Here is a 17,914-nt window from a genome sequence, read left to right as displayed (position 1 = left end):
TTATCTGATGATTCAGTTCTATTTATCGTTCAGCGCCGCCTGTGCTGCTGCAAGTCTTGCGATCGGCACACGGTATGGACTGCATGATACATAGTTTAATCCAACTTTATGACAGAACTCAACGGATGCAGGATCTCCTCCGTGCTCTCCGCAGATACCAAGTTTGATATCCGGACGGGTTGATCTGCCCTTTTCAGCTGCCATGGCGATCAGCTGTCCGACTCCGTCCTGATCCAGTTTCGCAAACGGATCTGACTCGTAGATCTTGTTGTCGTAGTAAGCTTCCAGGAACTTACCTGCGTCATCACGTGAGAATCCGAAGGTCATCTGTGTCAGGTCATTGGTACCGAAAGAGAAGAACTCTGCTTCTTCTGCGATTTCATTGGCCAGAAGAGCAGCACGAGGTATTTCAATCATTGTACCAATGTGATAATTGATATCTGACTCATAATAAGCTTTTACCTTCTCTGCTGTTTCTACAACAACATTCTTGACAAACTGGAGCTCTTTCTTCTCTCCTACCAGAGGAATCATGATCTCAGGAACAATGTCGAATCCTTTTTCCTGTTTTACTTCGATAGCAGCTTCCATAACGGCTCTTGTCTGCATCTTGGCGATTTCCGGATAGGTGACAGCCAGACGGCATCCGCGGTGTCCCATCATAGGATTAAACTCATGCAAAGATGCACGTGTCATATTGATCTCTTCTACTGTCACATTCATGTCTTTAGCCAGTGCTGAAATCTCTTCCAGTGTGGTTGGCAGGAACTCATGCAGAGGCGGATCTAAGAAACGGATAGTAACCGGTTTTCCTTCCATAACCTCGTACAGTTCTTTGAAGTCTTTCTTCTGATATGGAATCAGCTGATTCAGAGCGATCTCTCTCGCCTCTTTGGTCCTTGATAAGATCATACGGCGGATCTTCGGAATTCTCTCTGCGTCAAAGAACATATGCTCTGTACGACAAAGTCCGATTCCCTCTGCCCCGAACTTAACTGCGTTCAGTGCATCTGCCGGTGTGTCGGCGTTGGTGCGTACCTTTAATGTACGGATCTCATCTGCCCATGTCATAATGCGGTCAAAGTTTCCGCTGATGGTTGCAGGTATCGTGCGGATCTCTCCATAGTAAACTTTACCGGTAGATCCGTCGATGGAAATATAATCTCCCTCACGGACAGTCTTTCCGCCCAGGGTGAACAGTCCTTTTTCTTCGTCTAACTGAATATCACCGCATCCTGCTACACAGGCTGTACCCATACCGCGGGCAACAACGGCCGCATGGGATGTCATGCCTCCGCGGGCTGTCAGGATGCCTTCAGCCGCATGCATACCTTCGATATCTTCCGGTGATGTCTCTAAGCGGACAAGGATAACTTTCTCTCCCGCTTCATGATGAAGTTTTGCAGTCTCAGCAGTAAAGTAAACCTTACCGGTTGCAGCTCCTGGTGATGCCGGGAGTGCTTCCCCGATTGGGACAGCAGCTTTGATGGCTTCCGGGTCAAAGCGCGGATGTAAGAGCTGATCCAATGCTTTTGCCTCAATCCTTGAAACGGCTTCCTCTTTTGTGATCATGCCTTCATCTACGAGCTCACAGGCAATACGGAGTGCTGCCGGTGCAGTTCTCTTTCCATTTCTGGTCTGTAAGAAGTAAAGTTTGCCTTCCTGAATGGTAAACTCCATATCCTGCATATCGCGGTAATGGTCTTCCAGAGTTTTGGCAATCTGCATGAATTGTTCATAGCAGTCCGGAAGGTCTTCTTTCAGTCTGGTGATCGGCTGCGGAGTACGCACACCTGCTACCACGTCCTCTCCCTGTGCATTGATGAGGTATTCTCCATAAATCTGTTTTTCACCAGTGGATGGATTTCTTGTAAATGCTACACCGGTTCCTGATGTATCTCCCATATTTCCGAATACCATGGTCTGCACGTTTACTGCAGTACCCCAGTCTCCAGGGATGTCGTTCATTCTTCTGTAATAGATAGCACGAGGATTATCCCACGAACGGAACACAGCCTTGATCGCTTCCAACAACTGTTCTTTCGGCTCCTGCGGGAAATCTTCCCCTAACTCGCTCTTATAAATCTCTTTGTATCGCACGATGACTTCTTTCAGGTCATCTGCGGTTAAATCTGTATCAAACTTCGCTCCCTTAGCTTCCTTCATCTCGTCAAGGACCGCTTCAAATTTAGCTTTGTCCACTTCTTTTACAACATCTGCGAACATCTGGATAAATCTGCGGTAAGAATCATAAGCAAACCGTGGGTTGCCGGTCTTCTTTGCAAATCCTTCCACAGCTACGTCATTCAGACCTAGGTTCAAAATCGTGTCCATCATACCAGGCATAGATACTCTGGCCCCGGAACGTACAGAAACCAACAGTGGGTCTTCTAAGTCTCCGAACTCCTTCCCCTGAATATTTTCCAATGCTTTCATCGCATCGAAAATCTGTCCCTGTACCTCATCACTGATGTTTTCGCCGCAGTCATAGTAATTGGTACATGCTTCTGTCGTTACCGTGAACCCCTGAGGAATTGGAAGACCAAGTCCTGTCATCTCTGCCAGGTTTGCTCCTTTGCCGCCCAAGAGGTTTCTCATTTCTGCATTGCCCTCGTTAAATTGATAAACCCATTTTGTTGACATGTCTATACCTCCTAAAATAGTATGTTGTAACAGTGTATGTCGTTGGATTAATTGTACCACAAAACAAATTATTTGTTAATTATTTTTATACGTTTTTAACAATAAATTTTATAAACTATTATAAAAACTATTTATATTCTCTAAATCGACATGTTTTTCTCACTTTTTTTGTTTTATGTTTCGTGAAATATTAATAAAATGGAAAGCCCTGCAATTCTTCCGGTGTAGCAGTCTCGTTCTGAAGCGCCTGTTGGCGATTAACTTTATAAAACTCTGCCCATGTTGCCTGCCGGTAAGGCATCACATAAAACACATCCAAAACCCCGCAGGTAATACTAGATAGAATCCACCATCCGATAAAAGATAAATCCAAAAAGAAAGCGTTCAGCTTCTGTCCGTCCATCATCTTTCTGCTTATCTCAAAAGCTCTTCTCCTTGAAATCGAAGGATTTTCCGCCAGTATATACGGAATCATTGAATAGGAATAAGACTTTACAAGTCCCGGTATCAGCAGCAGTAGACTCCACAGCGCTGTAAACAACTTTCTCAGAAACATTGTCAGCACAACATTCAGATAGTTTCCACTCTGAAAAACAGTTCCTATCAACCCAAATCTAGCCTTTCTGTCACTGTTTTCCAAAAAGAAACGGCTGCATCCTACCAGAAGAGGATTGCCCAGAAAGATTTTAAGCAGCGTAAATCCTATAAAAAGAATCATAAGAATTCCAATCGCTGCCGACACAATCATCAGAAATTGAGTGCTCGTAAAGAAATCCATGTTTTCCCCATTCCATCCGGAATCCCTCAGTTCGGTTTTTAAACTGTTGTAAGATACATTTCCCCCAATTTGTCCATTGATAATACCTGCGATCAGCGCTACCACCACCATAATCCAGTAGTTTCTCCTGATTGATTCTTTTGCCCTCTCTTTTAATTCAGCTCTCGTCCACCACATATTATGTCCTCCTTTTCTTGTCATCTTATGTGAAAGTTACATTAAATAGTATGACATTTTCCACACGATTTCCGTTCGGCTCTTAGAATGCCTCACTCCAATCGTGTAGAAAATGGACATATTATCTCCTGGAGCAGGCTGCTTAGAAATCAAAGTTGCCACCTGCGATAGTTTTTCTCCATTGTCAGAAGGAGGCCTTTCCAGAGCCGACTGGAGATAATGGAGAAAAACTCGTAGAATACAGTATGCCCTGTAGATATATCTTATCACCTTTACCTTGTCTGTTCCAGAAAAAAAGCAGATGCCGTAGTTCTTAACAGCATCTGCTTTTATACTTCTAATTTTCTATATGTTTTTTCAGATCGATTTTATTCCCTATCTTCAGCAGACCGTGGTCAATTCCTTTTTCCTGTACTTGCTTTTCCGGTTCTGTATAGCTGATCTCCCAGAAAGGACCACCGGCATCCGCGCCTTCTTTCCCCTGGCTTACGACCTTCTTTAACGACCATGTCTCGGCTGTATTGGCACGGCTGCCCACATCGGCAACCCTCACCTTATCTTTTCCGACCATCCTGGTCAAAACGATAAAATGTCCGTTTTTTGTGAAATCTCCGGGGCCTACCAGAGCAACCACCGGATGTCCGTTTTTCAAAGCCTTTTTTATAGCATGATAGTCGGTGCCCAGACCTTTGCAGTCCAGTCCGTATTCTTTTGCAAGCCCCGGAATCACCTGATGGACACATCCCTGTCCGTTGATATACCAGCCCTTTTTATAGGCTATTTTGCACATCTTCGGCACACTGACTTTCTTCCCCGTCAGTGAACTGTAACAGACTGCAATGCAGGTCGGCCCGCAGCCTGCAGCCTTGATCGTGCTCTTCCCGATTTTCTTACCGGGATAATCCGCCTGATTATAATAAACTACATTAAGTTCTTTTTTGTCTCCCTCTGCCGCCGGTACATTTGTCACCTGAAATAGCATGCCCAACATAACGCAGCACATCAGTGTACATACGATGCGTTTCAAGTTCAGAATCTTCATTCCCTGTTTCCCTCCGATTCTTTGCGCATTTTTCCCCACAATTCGAAGTATATCAAGGTTTGTTCTAAGAAGCAAGTATTATTTTTAATACTTTTGTAATAATTTTGTGAAATTTCTTCTAAATCAGCTGTCTTTTATCGTCAGACAGCTGTCTTTCTCTGAAAAACCATCTTAATATAAATTAATCTGTTTTTCCGCCAAGAAACGTGGCCCGCTGCACCGCGTCTCTTCCATACCTGTTCCTGATGGCATCGATGGACTGATCCAGTCTGCGGAGTTTCTCTTTTTTCTGATCACCGAAGAGATCCATCTGTGAGAATTCTACACTTGATATGTCTGTAGCCCGCAGCCCGATCAGACGAACAGAAACACCCCGAAAGCATTCTCTGTACAGTTTCTTTGCCGCCTGGACAATCTCATCAGTGATATCCGTGGGCACAGAAAGTTTTCTCTGATGGGAACTCCGTCGGAAATGACAGTCTTTGATCTCCACCGTGATGCATGAAGTCTTAACGCGGTCCGCCCTGAGCCTGGAGGCAACAGACTCTGCCAAAGATAATAAAACCACATCCGACTCCTCTAAAGAATCAACATCTGAGGGTAAAGTAACACTGTTGCCGTACCCCTTGCTGTCCGCCTGTCCGGCTTCAACGGGAGCCCTGTCAATGCCGTTGGCATATTCATAGATCAGCATGCCGTGCTTATTTCCTATATGGGACTTCAACAGTTCCGGATTCATATGTGCCAGTTCACCAATGGTCCGAATGCCCAGGCTGTGAAGCTTCTTTTTTGTGGCAGGACCGACAGAAAACAAATTCTCCACAGGCAGGGGCCACATTTTTGTCGGTATTTCTTCCTGAAACAAGGTATGCACTTTGTTTGGCTTCTCAAAATCGGATGCCATCTTAGCCAGCAGTTTATTCGGCGCCACACCGATATTGACCGTAAAACCAAGCTTTTCATAAATCCGGTCTTTCAGCAGGCAGGCCGCCTCATAAGGACTCTCATACTGCCCCGCCGTCTCGGTCATATCCAAAAACACCTCATCGATACTGAATTTCTCAAGAACCGGTGAAAACTCCAGCGCCTCTTTTAAAAAAGCTTCAGAGTACTTTTCATACAGCCCATGACAAGGAGGGCGAATGATAAGATCCGGACATTTGTTCAATGCTTCACGGACAGTCTCCGCTGTGCGTATTCCCTTTTTCTTGGCGGGTATGGAGGCCGCCAGTACGATCCCGCGGCGCTTAGACTCATCTCCGCCAATGATGGACGGTACTTCCCTCAGATCCACCTCATCTTTCCGTACAGAAATCCCATAGACCGCCTCCCAGCTGAGATAGGCAGAATTGACATCAATATGAAAAATCACCCTGGAATTCATTCTCATCTCTCCTTTTACTCACTGTTGAGATTATAGCACATCCAAACATATGTTTTCAACGAAAAAACTGCTCAGTTCATTAATAAAAAAAGACCCTTTGCATTAAACAAAAGATCTTTTTCATCTTATTAATTATAAATGTTTTTCAATCCACAGCAGCGTGTCGTCAATGACTTCTTCTTTCTCCACTTCATTGTAGATTTCATGAAAAAGTTTTGCATATATCTTTAATGTCTTGTCCTCAGAGCGATATCTCCAAAAAACTCTCTGTAGTCTTTTTCGCTGACCAGTCCGTCGTTGGCCCCGTGAAGGATCAGTACAGGATCGGTGAACTCCCTGCTGTTTTCTTTCAGCCATTCCACTCCCCCGCAAATGCTGTTTAAAAGTGCCGCGGAGATCTCCTTCTCCACCAGGGGATCATTGTTGTATGCCTCCAATCATAGCTGGCTTCCTTATTTGTATTTATTTTAATACAATTCCAAGCCATTGAAAAGGATATTCTTACGCATCTGTGCACAACCCGCGGAGCGTTTTTATTTCACAGAGAAGGTCGCAGAACTTTCCTATGGAATAAGAAAACTTCCCACCTGGTAGATAATTACAGCCACGGCCCACGCAAAGACCATCTGGAAAGCGACCAGCCCCAGCGTCCACCGGGTGGACCCTGTCTCTTTTCTTATGGTCATGACGGTTGCAAGACAAGGTGTATACAGAAGGCAGAACACCAGCAGGCAGTAAGCATTCAGCGAAGTGAAGCCCATTCCGGACAGCATGTGCACAATGTTTGCGTCCGAAGACGATGATACCTGAAACAGGACCATAAAGCTTGATGCCACCACTTCCTTGGCGGCCAGCCCTGAAATCAGCATGACTGCGATCTGCCAGAGTCCAAGACCTGCCGGGGCCAGCAGAGGCACTAAAAATTTTCCGAAAGAAGCACCAAAACTCTGACTCATGTCGCTGACCAGCCCTGTATGATTCAGATTGAGCAGCACCCACATGACGATGGATGCGGCACAGATCGTCGTTCCCGCCTTTGAGAGGAAATCTTTCAGCTTGCTCCACACATAGATGGCAATCGTCCGCTTATTTGGCGTCTTATATTCCGGCAGTTCGATCAGAAGCGGCTGTTTTACACTGCCTTTGAGCATCTTACTGTGGACAAACGCCACAAAAATCCCCAGAACCAGCCCCAGGATATACATGGAATAAGCCACTAACATGGCGGCTTTTCCAAAAAACAGCTGGGAAAACACAAGGTAAATAGGAAGCTTTGCGCTGCATGACATAAACGGGATCAGCATAATCGTCCTCTTCCGGTCCCTTTCATCTTCCAGAGCCCTTGATGCCATGACTGCCGGCACACTGCATCCGAATCCCAGAAGCATCGGGATAAACGCCCTTCCGGAGAGACCCAGTCTGTCCATGACGCTGTCCATGACAAATGCGACTCTGGACATATATCCGCTGTCCTCCAGAAGTCCCAGACTCAAAAACAGAATAAAGATATTCGGTACAAAAGAAAGTACACCTCCCACTCCGGCAAATACTCCGTCCTTCATGAGGGAGATCACCCACGGTCCCGCTCCCAGACTTTCAAGTCCGCCTATTATGTACCCGCTGACATAGTCGATCATCATCTCGACATATCCTTTTAAGAAATCTCCCACGGTAAATGTCAGGAAAAACACCACGGCCATAATGCCAAGAAATATAGGAATTCCCAGGACCGGATGTGTCAGGACATTGTCGATCTTATCGGTAAACGCTTCCTTCTTTTCTTTGTTGACCAGAACTTCAGCCATAACCCGTTCGATAAAGTGATATTTTTCATTGATAATATCATTCTCGTAGGACCTGTCCACGATCCCTTTCACGAGAGTTCCGTACTTTTGTGTAACTTCCTCGTCCTGTTCGAGAAGTTTTATGGCATACCACCGGCTGTTGGGCATATCCGGATATTTCTCCTTCAGCCGCAGCCTGATCTGTGTAATCTTTTCCTCGATCCTGTCCGGATAGTCAAAGACCTGGCGGTCATTGCCCTCTACCTTGTGATGAGCTACCGCATGCATGAGCACTTCCAGTCCGGTCTTTTTCCGGGCTGAAACCGGCACCACCGGAATCCCCAGCACCTCCGGCAGACGGTGAAGGTCCAGCTCCATTCCCCGCTCCTTGACAATATCCATCATATTTAAAGCCAGAATCACAGGCTTTCCAAGCTCAATCAGGCATAAAGTCAAATAAAGATTGCGTTCCAGCGCAGATGCATCTGCCACATCAACGATGACATCCACATCATCCTGAAGAATATATTTCCTGGAAAGCTTTTCTTCCATCGTATAGGATGTCAGGCTGTAAATGCCGGGGAGATCCACCAGCCTGTACATGTGATTGTGGTATTTTAAAGCCCCTTCTTTCTTTTCCACCGTGACACCAGGCCAGTTTGCCACTTTAAGCTTGGCCCCGGTATAGGCGTTAAATAACGTAGTCTTTCCGCAGTTCGGATTTCCCACGAATCCGACCTGCAATTCCTCTGCACTCATGATAAATCCCTCTTTCCTGCACGGTCCCTGACCTTGATCCCCATAACAATCTCTCTTCCGAGAGCAAATCGGGTCCCTCTGATCTTAATGATCACAGCCCCGTTGCGCTTCTTCCGCATCACGTTAATTTTAGAACCTTCCGTCATGCCGAGAGATTCAAGACGGCGTTTCGTTGCAAGTTCCAGCTGGATTTCTTCCACCAGATACTGATTACCTGGATTTGTCTCTGTTAATCTCATCTTTCGCTCCATTTTGATAATTGTTCTCAACAAAATAGTACGTCATATAAAGCTCCGTGTCAAGCTTCTTCTTTCTTTTCCATTCTCATCTCAAAAAATGTTGCGGCCAGCATAATGAGGACCGTTCCAAGGATCATCAGCGTCGAGAGTGCATTTACGTCCGGCGACACTCCTTTTCTCACCATTCCGAGGATCTTGATCGGAAGTGTCATGCTGTCCGGTCCGGTTGTGAAAAAGCTGACTACTACGTCATCCAGGGACATCGTAAGCGCCAGCATGGCTCCGGATAAAACCCCCGGCAGGATCATCGGCAGCGTAACCCTGCGAAAAATTCTCCAGTCATTTGCCCCGAGGTCTCTTGCCGCCTCCTCCACGGAAGGGTCGAAGCCCGCAAGCCTTGACCGCACTGTGATGACTACAAAAGGCATGGAAAATGTCACATGAGAAATGATCAGGGTAGCCATACTCATCTGTATTTTCACCATCGTAAAAAATGCCAGCACCGCAATACCGAGCACGATCTCCGGGATCACAATAGGAATATACAGCAGATTGCTGACAGTTTCCCGTCCTCTGAATTTAAACCGGTACATGCCCACGGCACACAGTGTCCCAAGAATCACGGAGAGCAGGGTGCTGACGGCCGCTACGATCAGAGTGTTGAAAAACGACTGCATCAGCTGGACATTTTCAAACATCCTTCCATACCACTCAAATGTAAAGCCCTGAAAGGTCACATTGAGCTGGGATGTGTTAAAGGAAAATGCAACGACCACCGCGATCGGCAAATATAAAAACAGATAGAAAAGACATGCATAGCACAGTGCCAAAGGGCGGAATCCAATCTTTTTCTTTTTCATTGCTCATTCCTCCTATACCATATCTTCTATACTTCCGACCCGTGTATACAGCTTCATGATAACGATCGTCACTGCGATGAGTGCAATCGCAAGCGCCGCTCCGAGAGGCCAGTTTCTCGCAGTCAGGAATTGGTTCTTGATCACATTTCCAATGTTCATCGTGGTGGCCCCTCCCATCATATCCGTGATAAAGAAGTACCCCAAAGACGGAATGAAGGTCTGAACCGATGCCGCAAAAATCCCGGGCATCGTGAGAGGAAGTATGACTTTTCGGAACACATGTACCTTGGATGCCCCCAGATCGCTGGCCGCCTCCAAAAGGGAATGATCAAGCTTTTCAATGGAAGAATACAGCGGCAGCACTGTAAACGGGATCAGCGCATACACCATACCCAGCAGGACTGCCCCGTCTGTGTAGAGCATCTGAAGCGGCTGGTTTATGATCCCCAGCTGCATCAGGAGTGTATTTAATATCCCCTGCTCGCGCAGGATACTGTTCCATCCGTAAGTACGGATCAGAGAATTGATCCAGAAGGGCAGCATGATCAGCAGGACACAAAACGGTTTCCATTTTTTCTTTGTATTTGAAATAATATAGGCAAACGGATAGCCGAACAGCAGGCAGAGCCCGGTAGTCTTCAGTGACAGCCACAGCGAATCTAAAAGAATCTTCATATACTTCGACTGAAACATCGTCTTATAGGCTGTCAGATCAAAGGTCTGGATCACGCCCCCATAAAGCCCTTTTTTCATGAAACTGATACCAACGATATACAGAAGAGGCAGCACCAGGAACAAAATAAGCCAGATGATGGCCGGCGATACGGTTGACAGAAACGGAATTTTATTGCTCTTCTTTTTCATTTCCGGCCCCCTCTATAATCTCATAGACCCGGTCTTCCCGCGTGTGCATGACCACAGTTTTTTGGGGAAGCCAGTGAAGGTATACGTTGGTACCCACCGGGATCACTTCATCTTCCGGAGGATTTGTCATCTTGACCAGCTGGCTGCTGGGCAGTTCTATGATGGTCTTTATAGTGGAACCAACAAAAATATGTTCCATCACAGTCCCTCTCAGGGTAAATCCATCCCTGGGTTCCATGGACGCTTTCATATTTTCCGGCCGTACACATACATAGACCATCTCATCGTATTCAAAATCCGGAGCGTCAAGTTCCACTTTCCCGGACTCCATCACGAGAGAAATCCTGTTTCCCTTCTTTTCCTCAATGTAGGCTTCAAAAATATTGGACTCCCCGATAAAATCAGCTACAAATTTTGTCTTAGGGTGATTGTAGATCTCGACCGGAGTCCCCAGCTGTTCGATCCTTCCCTCATTCATAACCGCGATCCGGTCGCTCATGGTCAGTGCTTCTTCCTGATCGTGGGTCACGTAAATGAACGTGATCTTCAGCTTTTTCTGCAGTTCTTTCAGTTCAAACTGCATCTGCTTTCTCAATTTTAGATCCAGAGCTCCCAGCGGCTCATCCAGAAGAAGCACCTTTGGCCGGTTCACCAGCGCTCTGGCGATGGCGACTCTCTGTTTCTGTCCCCCTGACATCTGAGATGGCATTCTTTTTTCCATACCCTGAAGCTGCACCAATTCAATCATCTCATCAACCCGTTTTTTGATCTCCGCTTTCGGCACCTTTTTTTCCACAAGGCCAAAAGCCACATTGTCAAAAACGTTCATGTGAGGAAACAGCGCATAGCTCTGAAACACCGTGTTCACATCCCGGTGATTCGGCGCTTTGCCCGCCACATCTTTATCTTCCAGAAAAATTTGTCCGCCGTCCGTATCTTCAAAACCTCCGATCATTCGAAGCGTAGTCGTTTTTCCGCAGCCTGACGGACCGAGGAGCGTCAAAAATTCACCCCGGGCCACATTAAGATTCAGATGATCAATGACAGATTTTCCTCCGTAAATTTTTTCTATGTTTCTTAAGCGTACGATGATATTTTTCAACGAAGTTTCCACCACCCTTCTACAAAGTTTCAGCGCCCCGTTCTCCGGTGCGGATGCGCATCACATCGTCCACCGGGGATATAAAGACCCTTCCGTCTCCCACCTGTCCGGTGGCCAGTTCCTCATGGATCGCCCCCAGCAGATCCTCCACGTCTTCTTCCCACACGACAACCATCACGACAACCTTCGGCAGCAGATTGATCTCAAAATTCATTTCCTCAAATTCAGGGATGAAGCCTTCCTGGTATCCGCATCCCATTGCCGTGAATACAGTCATGCCCGAATAGTCTTTCTTTTCCAGTATCTCTTTTAACTTCTCCAGTTTTTCCGGACGGATGATAATATCCAGACGTTTCATCGCTTTCATACTCATTCCTCCCATATCTTACTCTGTCTTTAATTTCGTATATAGATCGTCATAGATGCTCGCCGAATCCTTTACATCATCAATATATTCTGCCCTTTTTAACTCTTTCTGATCGACATTTGCACCGGGATTTTTCAGATAGTGGTCATCCAGCAGCTTCTTTGTGCCGTTATTGATACATACACCATAGTACTCATCCAGAACTTTTTTGTAGTTTTCAGGCCGTAAAACATAATCGATAAACAGCCTTGCCTCTTTGGCATGCTTTGCCCCCTTGATGATCACAAAATTGTCCAGACATTTCTGCGCGGGTTCTTTTGTATAGATCACGTCCAGGTCTTTATTCTCCTCAATGGCCATAGCCGCATCCATACTGTACATGAGGCCGACTGCCACGTCATTGGAGATCATTACGCTTTTCGGTGCATCAGCATCATAGACCTTCACATTTTTCGCCAGCTTCTTAAGCCACGGCAGTGTGCTCATAATCTCATCTTCCTTTGTGGTACTGGAGCTGTATCCTTTAACTTTCAGCGCCATAGCGGCAATTTCCCTTATATCATCTACAAGCACAATATTATTCTTTAGTTTCGGGTTGGTAAGATCATTAAAACTTTTGATATCCACACCCAGCTCTTTTAACTTCTTTTTGTTTCCACACAGCACTGTAAATGAAGTCATATATGGAATCGTGTATTCATTGTTCTTATCAAATGGCTGGTTCAGCGTGCTTTTGTCCAGATACTTCACATTTTTCACCTGATCCATCTGGATCGGCTCGATCAGGTCCTGTTCTTTCATGGCATCGATCACATAATTGCTGGCGATGGTCATGTCATACTGTCCGGTCCCTCCGGCCGTCAGCTTGGCAAGCATCTCTTCGTTGGACGTAAATGTGGATTCCACAACTTTGATGCCATATTCCTTCTCAAATCCATCCATCACACTCTGCGGGATATATTCTGTCCAATTATACAGGTACAATTTCTTTGCATATCCGTCTTTTGTTTTTTCTTCTTCCTTCCCGCCGCATCCGGCCAGCAAAGATACGGTAAGTGCCATCAGAAGCAGCAGAACTGTTACTTTTGTTTTTCTCATATCACTTCTCCTTTATAATCTTCCATATTTAAAATGCCGTCAGCTTACACTGACGACATTCATTCTTTCTATCCTATTATCTACCATCTTTTTTCATTTGTCTATTATTTTTTAATATAAAATCCGTTTGTTTTTCTCGTAGTCGTATTTCCTGATTTGTCGGTAAACTTCACATAAACGCGGACCCATTTCTTTTTTTTCTTATACGTCACACTGTTTCCTGTTTTCCATTTATACTTTGTATTTTTCTTGCCCCTGGGGACGATCTTATACTGGACTTTGGATTTCCCGCTTGTCCCGTAGGAGGCAGAAAATGTCAGTTTAATGGACTTCTTATACTTCTTGTTATAGCGGTTTTTCGCAGATATCTTATAAGTCTTGATGCCTGACTTGCTGCCCTTGATCTTTGCACTGGACGGCGCAGAAGTATCGACCGTAAATCCCGGAAGCTTGATGACAGTGGAGCCGAGCCATGTATTGTATTTTACATAAATTCTTCCCACCGACCCGTTCCTTACTGCCACCGAGCTTCCGCTGCGGTAAGGAACTGTCCGGTTGTCCACGCCTTTTTTCACAAACTTATACTGGACGCTCTTTACTTTCGTAAACGGCTGAGGCGTCCCTGAAAATTTGACCGTCACATTTTTCTTTTCATAAAGCTTATAGCTGTTAGCCGCACTGTAAGTCGTCGGCACCAGCTTGTTTTTTCCGTTGGTAGATACGATGACGCTCTTCATCGTCGGTGACGATTTCTTTTTCGGGTTATAATCGCCTGCGTAACTCGGTGCATTTTTCCCTTTTTCTGTCTGGACAGACAGGTTTGTTCCGTCAGAGGATACAATGACCGTACCTCGGTTGCTGGTCAGATAGACATCTGAACCCGCCAATTCATTTAACACCCTTGGAAGAGGTGATTCATTGTCATTGTCATAGCCATTGCTGACTACGGAAATTGATGCATTTGCTTTGTCAAATAAATATTTGTGGTCAGACGGATAATCTTTTCCAATTTTATTGTCTTCTGTCACATCCTGCATGCCGTGATGAGGAACTTTCAGCACCTGAGCCGACAGATTGTACCCTTTTCTCACAATTCCATCTATCGTCTGTCTCTGTGCATCTCCTGTCATAAGAAACGTATTGCTGCCATTGGTAATCTTGCATACAATAGATCTCTTATTAATCTCACGGACATCCAGATTCACTTTTCTTCCATACTGAAATGAAGTTTCATCCACCGGGCCATAGAACTGAAGCCGTACTGTTCCGATATTCGCCACACTTCCCATCTGGGGAACTTCATAAAAATCATCGCCCTTTCCGTTTCTCTCTGCATAGGAATCAATGGCTTCCAATGTTTCTGTATAAAATTCTTTATTGAACTCTTTATTGCTGCCGTCTGCTCCTGAATAAGTAAGATTCCGGTTATTTCCGTATATTTTTTCGACCTCAATATCATCATCCCGAAGGATTCTTCCGAGACCTCCGATGTGATCCCTGTGCGGGTGGGTCAGAAGGATAAATTTAAGCTTTTTGACGCCTTTTTTCCTGAGATAATTATATGCCCAGTCTTCTGTGGTAATCTGCTCGCCTTTTGTTGTTGTATAATAGTCAGCCCCGGTGTCTATCATGGCATACTCCGCACTGCTTCCTTCCCCATATTGAAGCAGCGCTCCATCCCCTGCGCCCACATCTATAAAATGGATCTGAAATTTTTCCGCTGCCCGGACCTGCTTTTTCTGCAGTCCTCCCGCTGTCACTGCAGCCGAGATAACAAATACTGCTGTCAGCAAGTAACTGATACATTTTTTCATGCCCGCTTTCATAATAAACCTCATTTCTTCTTGTCTTCTCTGGTAAACTCCCCCAGAACCTTGAAGCATATCTTGTAAGTAATTTACTCTATTTCAATTTTAACATAACATATTTTTAATATATAATCAATATATCGTCATAATTTTGTAACAAATAAATCTCCCCAAACATCTTCGGAGAGATTTATTTCGTCTATATAAATTCTTAAAAACTTCTGCACAATTCCAGAGTGATATCTTTCATAGAAGTCACTACATGGTCGGCCGGTTTTAGTCCCTGATTTGCAACCTCTAAATTCTGGAATCCGATCACACTCATTCCGGCACTCTTGGCAGCCGTGACTCCGTTGTTGGAATCCTCGATCACCAGACACTGTTCCCGGATTTCGTGCGTGCCCTTCAGACATTCCTCTACAGGAACATCCAGTCCCAGCATTTCTGTTGTTGTCTTCCACATGTGCTCCGATGCGCCGCCGAAAAATTGTTCAAAATATTCTTTGGTAATACTCTTTCCATAGCGCTCCAGAAACTTATTAGCCACAATAAAAAAGCCGGGTTCTGTATCTACGATGACTCCGTCCATGTCGAAAATAACTGCTTCCACTCTATTTCCTCTCCATTTATGTATTTTAATTAAATAATCCTTTCAAAGTAGTTACATTCACGTCTTCCAGGGAATGAACAACTTTGTGTGCCTTTTCATGAGCTGGACTTCCATATTCAGGATTGCTGAAACCGAGAACCTTCATACCTGCCCTGCTGCCTGCCAGAACACCATTGACAGAATCCTCCACCACAGCACAATGTTCCGGATTGATTCCAAGCTGTCCAGCGGCCTTTAAAAAGACTTCAGGATCAGGTTTGGAATGTTCGCAGTCTTCTCCTGTCACTAGCGCACGAAAACAGTCAATGACTCCTAAATTCTCTGTGATCCTTACGATGTGATCCATCGGTGAAGAAGATGCAACCGCTGTCGGAATTCCTTCTTTATGGAGAGAATGGATCAGCTCCAATGCTCCTTTGATCGGGGTAAATCCTTCCTCCTCAACCACTTCTTCATAGATCTCGAAAAAACGCCGAACACAATAATCAACGGTCGTATCCAGGTTTAAATATTCAATGGTATCCGTAAATAACTTTTCCATCGTAGTGCCGAAATACCGGGCATTGTATTCTTCATCCACATATGCATCGAATTCATCCAACAGTCTGAGCAAAGCTTTATAATATCCGGGCTCAGAATCTACAATAACTCCGTCCATATCAAAAATAACTGCTTCTAACATAATTCCCCCCTAAGTACTGCCTTTAACACTTTTAATACACCGTCTTCTTTGTTGGAATCTGTCACAAAATTTGCGGCTTCTTTCACCTCTTCCCTGGCATTGGCTACGGCAAAGCTGTGGGCAGCCCGTTTCAGCATCTCAATATCGTTGATATTATCGCCGAAAGCCAGTGTCTCATCCGCAGAAATATTATAATGCTCCTGAAAACGTTTCAAAGAGTTCCCTTTATTTACTCCAAGGTTCATACAGTCTACCCATTTCTCTCCTGCACTCGCAACGTAGATCCTGCCTCCCCATTTATCATAAAAATCTTTTCCTACCGCATCTTCCGCATTCCGGTTGTGGAACACAGACACTTTGCAGACCCCTGCTTCCACTTTGAATAAATCGTCCACCATCACTGCATTGTATCCATAGTCGTCCTTCATATGGCGGTAAAGCATTTCGGAGTCAAAATAGCTGGTCTCCCCGTCGTTCAGAGCGCAGGTACATCCGGGAATCTCCTTTGCATCCTCCATTATGCTTTTGACGATGAATGGGTCCATCACATCTACATGTTTATATTCTCTGGATGTGATACAGGCACCATTTTCGGACAGGAAAATAATATCATCTTTGATCGGTTCAAAAAAACGCTCAATGCTTTTTCTCTGACGTCCGCTGGCTGCTACGAACAAAACTCCCCGTTTTCTGAACTCCCGGATCACATCGAAATATTCAGGATTCAGATTCATAGCTGCTTCTTCTACCAGAGTTCCGTCAATATCTGTTGCAATTAGTCTAATCATGGGCATCCTTTCTATGAACAATAGTTGTCGCTGTAAGATGGTATCTGCCATAAACTCCGCAAAACAAAGTGGGCAATCCCACTTCAATGCCCCAGCCCCTCAAGCTTTGAAGGGCTTGACAACTTTGAGCGCCAAATGCGATTTGACGTAGTCAAATAGGTTCCTTTCGCATTTGTGCGCATCATGCCCGGAGGGCTATATTATTCCATAGGAAGGTTCTTAGGACTTTCCTATGGAATAATATAAAAGCCTTGATACCATAGCTAATGCTATCATATCAAGACTCTAAATTCAACGCCGCCGATTATAAATCTTTCTCTGTCCCAGGGATCTGGTCTCTGACCGCTTTCTCTCTATGGGCAATGGCAAGCATATTTTCAAGATAGACGGAAAAATTCTCATCCTGTAAAAGCATTTCGTTGATGAATCCGCTTCTCAACAAAAGTTCTCCGGCATGGATGATGGCTTCTAGCCTCCCGGAATGATCGTGTAGGCTGCATTCCCTGTACTTCCCTTTCTATTTCTCTCCCACTTTTTCGATGATACCGGGGTCTCGTACACGTTTTCGGGGGTCTCTTAAATGCTCTTCTCCTTTTCCAAAAAACCAGCATGCAATGAGTACTCCGAGTCCCGGTCCCAAGTTGCCTTCGAGGAGGAAGTAGATTGATTTTCCGGCCTCGGCCGCGTCTGCAAGTCCAAGCGGTGTCAGCACGCCATACTGAATGGCGTTGTTTAAGATTACGAGAATTCCTGCTGAAGAATTGTCATAAAGCATCTCAAAGCCTGTCGGAATCTTGTTTTTCAGCAGACTGTCCAGCTTTTTCACAAGCTATCCTCCCTGCAAAAAGATCGCGGTGAAAAATCCCATGCGATCAGAGCACTGATGTTTGGCAGCACCATGCCGCTCAAAAAAAACGTCCGAACTTCTG

18 protein-coding genes are annotated in these 17,914 nt (G+C 45.2%); all 18 read right to left on the bottom strand.

The features are described 5' to 3' along the window. Positions 1-18: 18 nt before the first annotated feature. The 18 genes from ppdK to P8F77_RS05080 all read right to left on the bottom strand — a co-directional run bounded on the left by ppdK (position 19) and on the right by P8F77_RS05080 (position 17,811). Positions 19-2,643 (bottom strand): pyruvate, phosphate dikinase, encoded by a 2,625-nt coding sequence (gene ppdK, locus P8F77_RS05165; protein WP_024728279.1) that lies wholly within the window; start codon positions 2,641-2,643, stop codon positions 19-21. Positions 2,644-2,833: 190 nt separating this feature from the next. Further along, positions 2,834-3,598, bottom strand: a complete 765-nt coding sequence (locus tag P8F77_RS05160) for a DUF975 family protein (protein WP_024728280.1) — start codon at positions 3,596-3,598, stop codon at positions 2,834-2,836. A gap of 337 nt (positions 3,599-3,935) precedes the next feature. Further along, positions 3,936-4,640, bottom strand: a complete 705-nt coding sequence (locus P8F77_RS05155; protein ID WP_081723869.1) for a C39 family peptidase — start codon at positions 4,638-4,640, stop codon at positions 3,936-3,938. A 181-nt stretch (positions 4,641-4,821) separates the two neighbouring features. Further along, on the bottom strand, positions 4,822-6,024 hold the full coding sequence (locus P8F77_RS05150) for a DNA polymerase IV (RefSeq protein WP_347256399.1): 1,203 nt from the start codon (positions 6,022-6,024) through the stop codon (positions 4,822-4,824). A gap of 227 nt (positions 6,025-6,251) precedes the next feature. Next, positions 6,252-6,461 (bottom strand): alpha/beta hydrolase, encoded by a 210-nt coding sequence (locus tag P8F77_RS05145; protein WP_270431133.1) that lies wholly within the window; start codon positions 6,459-6,461, stop codon positions 6,252-6,254. 126 nt (positions 6,462-6,587) lie between these two features. Further along, on the bottom strand, positions 6,588-8,567 hold the full coding sequence (gene feoB, locus P8F77_RS05140) for a ferrous iron transport protein B (RefSeq protein ID WP_347256398.1): 1,980 nt from the start codon (positions 8,565-8,567) through the stop codon (positions 6,588-6,590). Continuing rightward, entirely contained in the window at positions 8,564-8,806 is a 243-nt protein-coding gene (locus P8F77_RS05135) for a FeoA family protein (protein WP_009288955.1), read from the bottom strand. The genes feoB and P8F77_RS05135 overlap by 4 nt, the downstream gene beginning before the upstream one ends. Positions 8,807-8,865: 59 nt before the next feature. Then, complete coding sequence (locus P8F77_RS05130; RefSeq protein ID WP_024728284.1) at positions 8,866-9,666, bottom strand: ABC transporter permease; 801 nt, start codon at positions 9,664-9,666, stop codon at positions 8,866-8,868. 12 nt (positions 9,667-9,678) lie between these two features. Next, a complete protein-coding gene (locus tag P8F77_RS05125; protein WP_024728285.1) occupies positions 9,679-10,530 on the bottom strand; it encodes an ABC transporter permease in 852 nt (283 codons plus the stop codon). Next, positions 10,511-11,632 carry an ABC transporter ATP-binding protein gene (locus tag P8F77_RS05120; RefSeq protein WP_024728286.1) on the bottom strand — a complete coding sequence of 374 codons (1,122 nt, stop codon included), beginning with the start codon at positions 11,630-11,632 and terminating at the stop codon, positions 10,511-10,513. Before P8F77_RS05120 ends, P8F77_RS05125 begins: the two co-directional genes overlap by 20 nt. Positions 11,633-11,651: 19 nt before the next feature. Further along, a complete protein-coding gene (locus P8F77_RS05115) occupies positions 11,652-11,999 on the bottom strand; it encodes a P-II family nitrogen regulator (protein ID WP_009288959.1) in 348 nt (115 codons plus the stop codon). Positions 12,000-12,017: 18 nt separating this feature from the next. Further along, a complete protein-coding gene (locus P8F77_RS05110; protein ID WP_024728288.1) occupies positions 12,018-13,097 on the bottom strand; it encodes a spermidine/putrescine ABC transporter substrate-binding protein in 1,080 nt (359 codons plus the stop codon). Positions 13,098-13,201: 104 nt separating this feature from the next. After that, positions 13,202-14,935 (bottom strand): MBL fold metallo-hydrolase, encoded by a 1,734-nt coding sequence (locus tag P8F77_RS05105; RefSeq protein WP_347256397.1) that lies wholly within the window; start codon positions 14,933-14,935, stop codon positions 13,202-13,204. Between the two features lie 181 nt (positions 14,936-15,116). Then, on the bottom strand, positions 15,117-15,515 hold the full coding sequence (locus P8F77_RS05100) for an HAD hydrolase-like protein (RefSeq protein ID WP_347256396.1): 399 nt from the start codon (positions 15,513-15,515) through the stop codon (positions 15,117-15,119). Between the two features lie 25 nt (positions 15,516-15,540). Further along, complete coding sequence (locus tag P8F77_RS05095; protein ID WP_024728291.1) at positions 15,541-16,197, bottom strand: HAD family phosphatase; 657 nt, start codon at positions 16,195-16,197, stop codon at positions 15,541-15,543. Further along, positions 16,191-16,985, bottom strand: coding sequence for a Cof-type HAD-IIB family hydrolase (locus P8F77_RS05090; RefSeq protein ID WP_024728292.1), 795 nt, complete (start codon positions 16,983-16,985; stop codon positions 16,191-16,193). Before P8F77_RS05090 ends, P8F77_RS05095 begins: the two co-directional genes overlap by 7 nt. A gap of 304 nt (positions 16,986-17,289) precedes the next feature. Further along, positions 17,290-17,424 carry a hypothetical protein gene (locus P8F77_RS05085; protein ID WP_268876100.1) on the bottom strand — a complete coding sequence of 45 codons (135 nt, stop codon included), beginning with the start codon at positions 17,422-17,424 and terminating at the stop codon, positions 17,290-17,292. A gap of 78 nt (positions 17,425-17,502) precedes the next feature. Next, complete coding sequence (locus P8F77_RS05080; protein WP_347256395.1) at positions 17,503-17,811, bottom strand: hypothetical protein; 309 nt, start codon at positions 17,809-17,811, stop codon at positions 17,503-17,505. Positions 17,812-17,914: the final 103 nt, after the last annotated feature.

It is taken from the genome of Anaerostipes sp. PC18, from assembly GCF_039789045.1.
In the GTDB taxonomy this organism is placed as follows: domain Bacteria; phylum Bacillota; class Clostridia; order Lachnospirales; family Lachnospiraceae; genus Anaerostipes; species Anaerostipes hominis.
The sequence above is the reverse complement of the archived record's forward strand: the minus strand, read 5'-3'. Positions and strand labels throughout refer to the sequence as shown.

Excerpts from the sequence above, each read along its gene's own strand:
- P8F77_RS05090 (WP_024728292.1), bottom strand. The coding sequence starts at position 16,985 with ATGATTAGACTAATTGCAACAGATATTGACGGAACTCTGGTAGAAGAA.
- P8F77_RS05110 (WP_024728288.1), bottom strand. The coding sequence starts at position 13,097 with ATGAGAAAAACAAAAGTAACAGTTCTGCTGCTTCTGATGGCACTTACC.
- ppdK (WP_024728279.1), bottom strand. The coding sequence starts at position 2,643 with ATGTCAACAAAATGGGTTTATCAATTTAACGAGGGCAATGCAGAAATG.
- P8F77_RS05095 (WP_024728291.1), bottom strand. The coding sequence starts at position 16,197 with ATGTTAGAAGCAGTTATTTTTGATATGGACGGAGTTATTGTAGATTCT.
- P8F77_RS05160 (WP_024728280.1), bottom strand. The coding sequence starts at position 3,598 with ATGTGGTGGACGAGAGCTGAATTAAAAGAGAGGGCAAAAGAATCAATC.
- P8F77_RS05115 (WP_009288959.1), bottom strand. The coding sequence starts at position 11,999 with ATGAAAGCGATGAAACGTCTGGATATTATCATCCGTCCGGAAAAACTG.
- P8F77_RS05155 (WP_081723869.1), bottom strand. The coding sequence starts at position 4,640 with ATGAAGATTCTGAACTTGAAACGCATCGTATGTACACTGATGTGCTGC.
- P8F77_RS05135 (WP_009288955.1), bottom strand. The coding sequence starts at position 8,806 with ATGAGATTAACAGAGACAAATCCAGGTAATCAGTATCTGGTGGAAGAA.
- P8F77_RS05125 (WP_024728285.1), bottom strand. The coding sequence starts at position 10,530 with ATGAAAAAGAAGAGCAATAAAATTCCGTTTCTGTCAACCGTATCGCCG.
- P8F77_RS05130 (WP_024728284.1), bottom strand. The coding sequence starts at position 9,666 with ATGAAAAAGAAAAAGATTGGATTCCGCCCTTTGGCACTGTGCTATGCA.
- P8F77_RS05150 (WP_347256399.1), bottom strand. The coding sequence starts at position 6,024 with ATGAATTCCAGGGTGATTTTTCATATTGATGTCAATTCTGCCTATCTC.
- feoB (WP_347256398.1), bottom strand. The coding sequence starts at position 8,567 with ATGAGTGCAGAGGAATTGCAGGTCGGATTCGTGGGAAATCCGAACTGC.
- P8F77_RS05105 (WP_347256397.1), bottom strand. The coding sequence starts at position 14,935 with ATGAGGTTTATTATGAAAGCGGGCATGAAAAAATGTATCAGTTACTTG.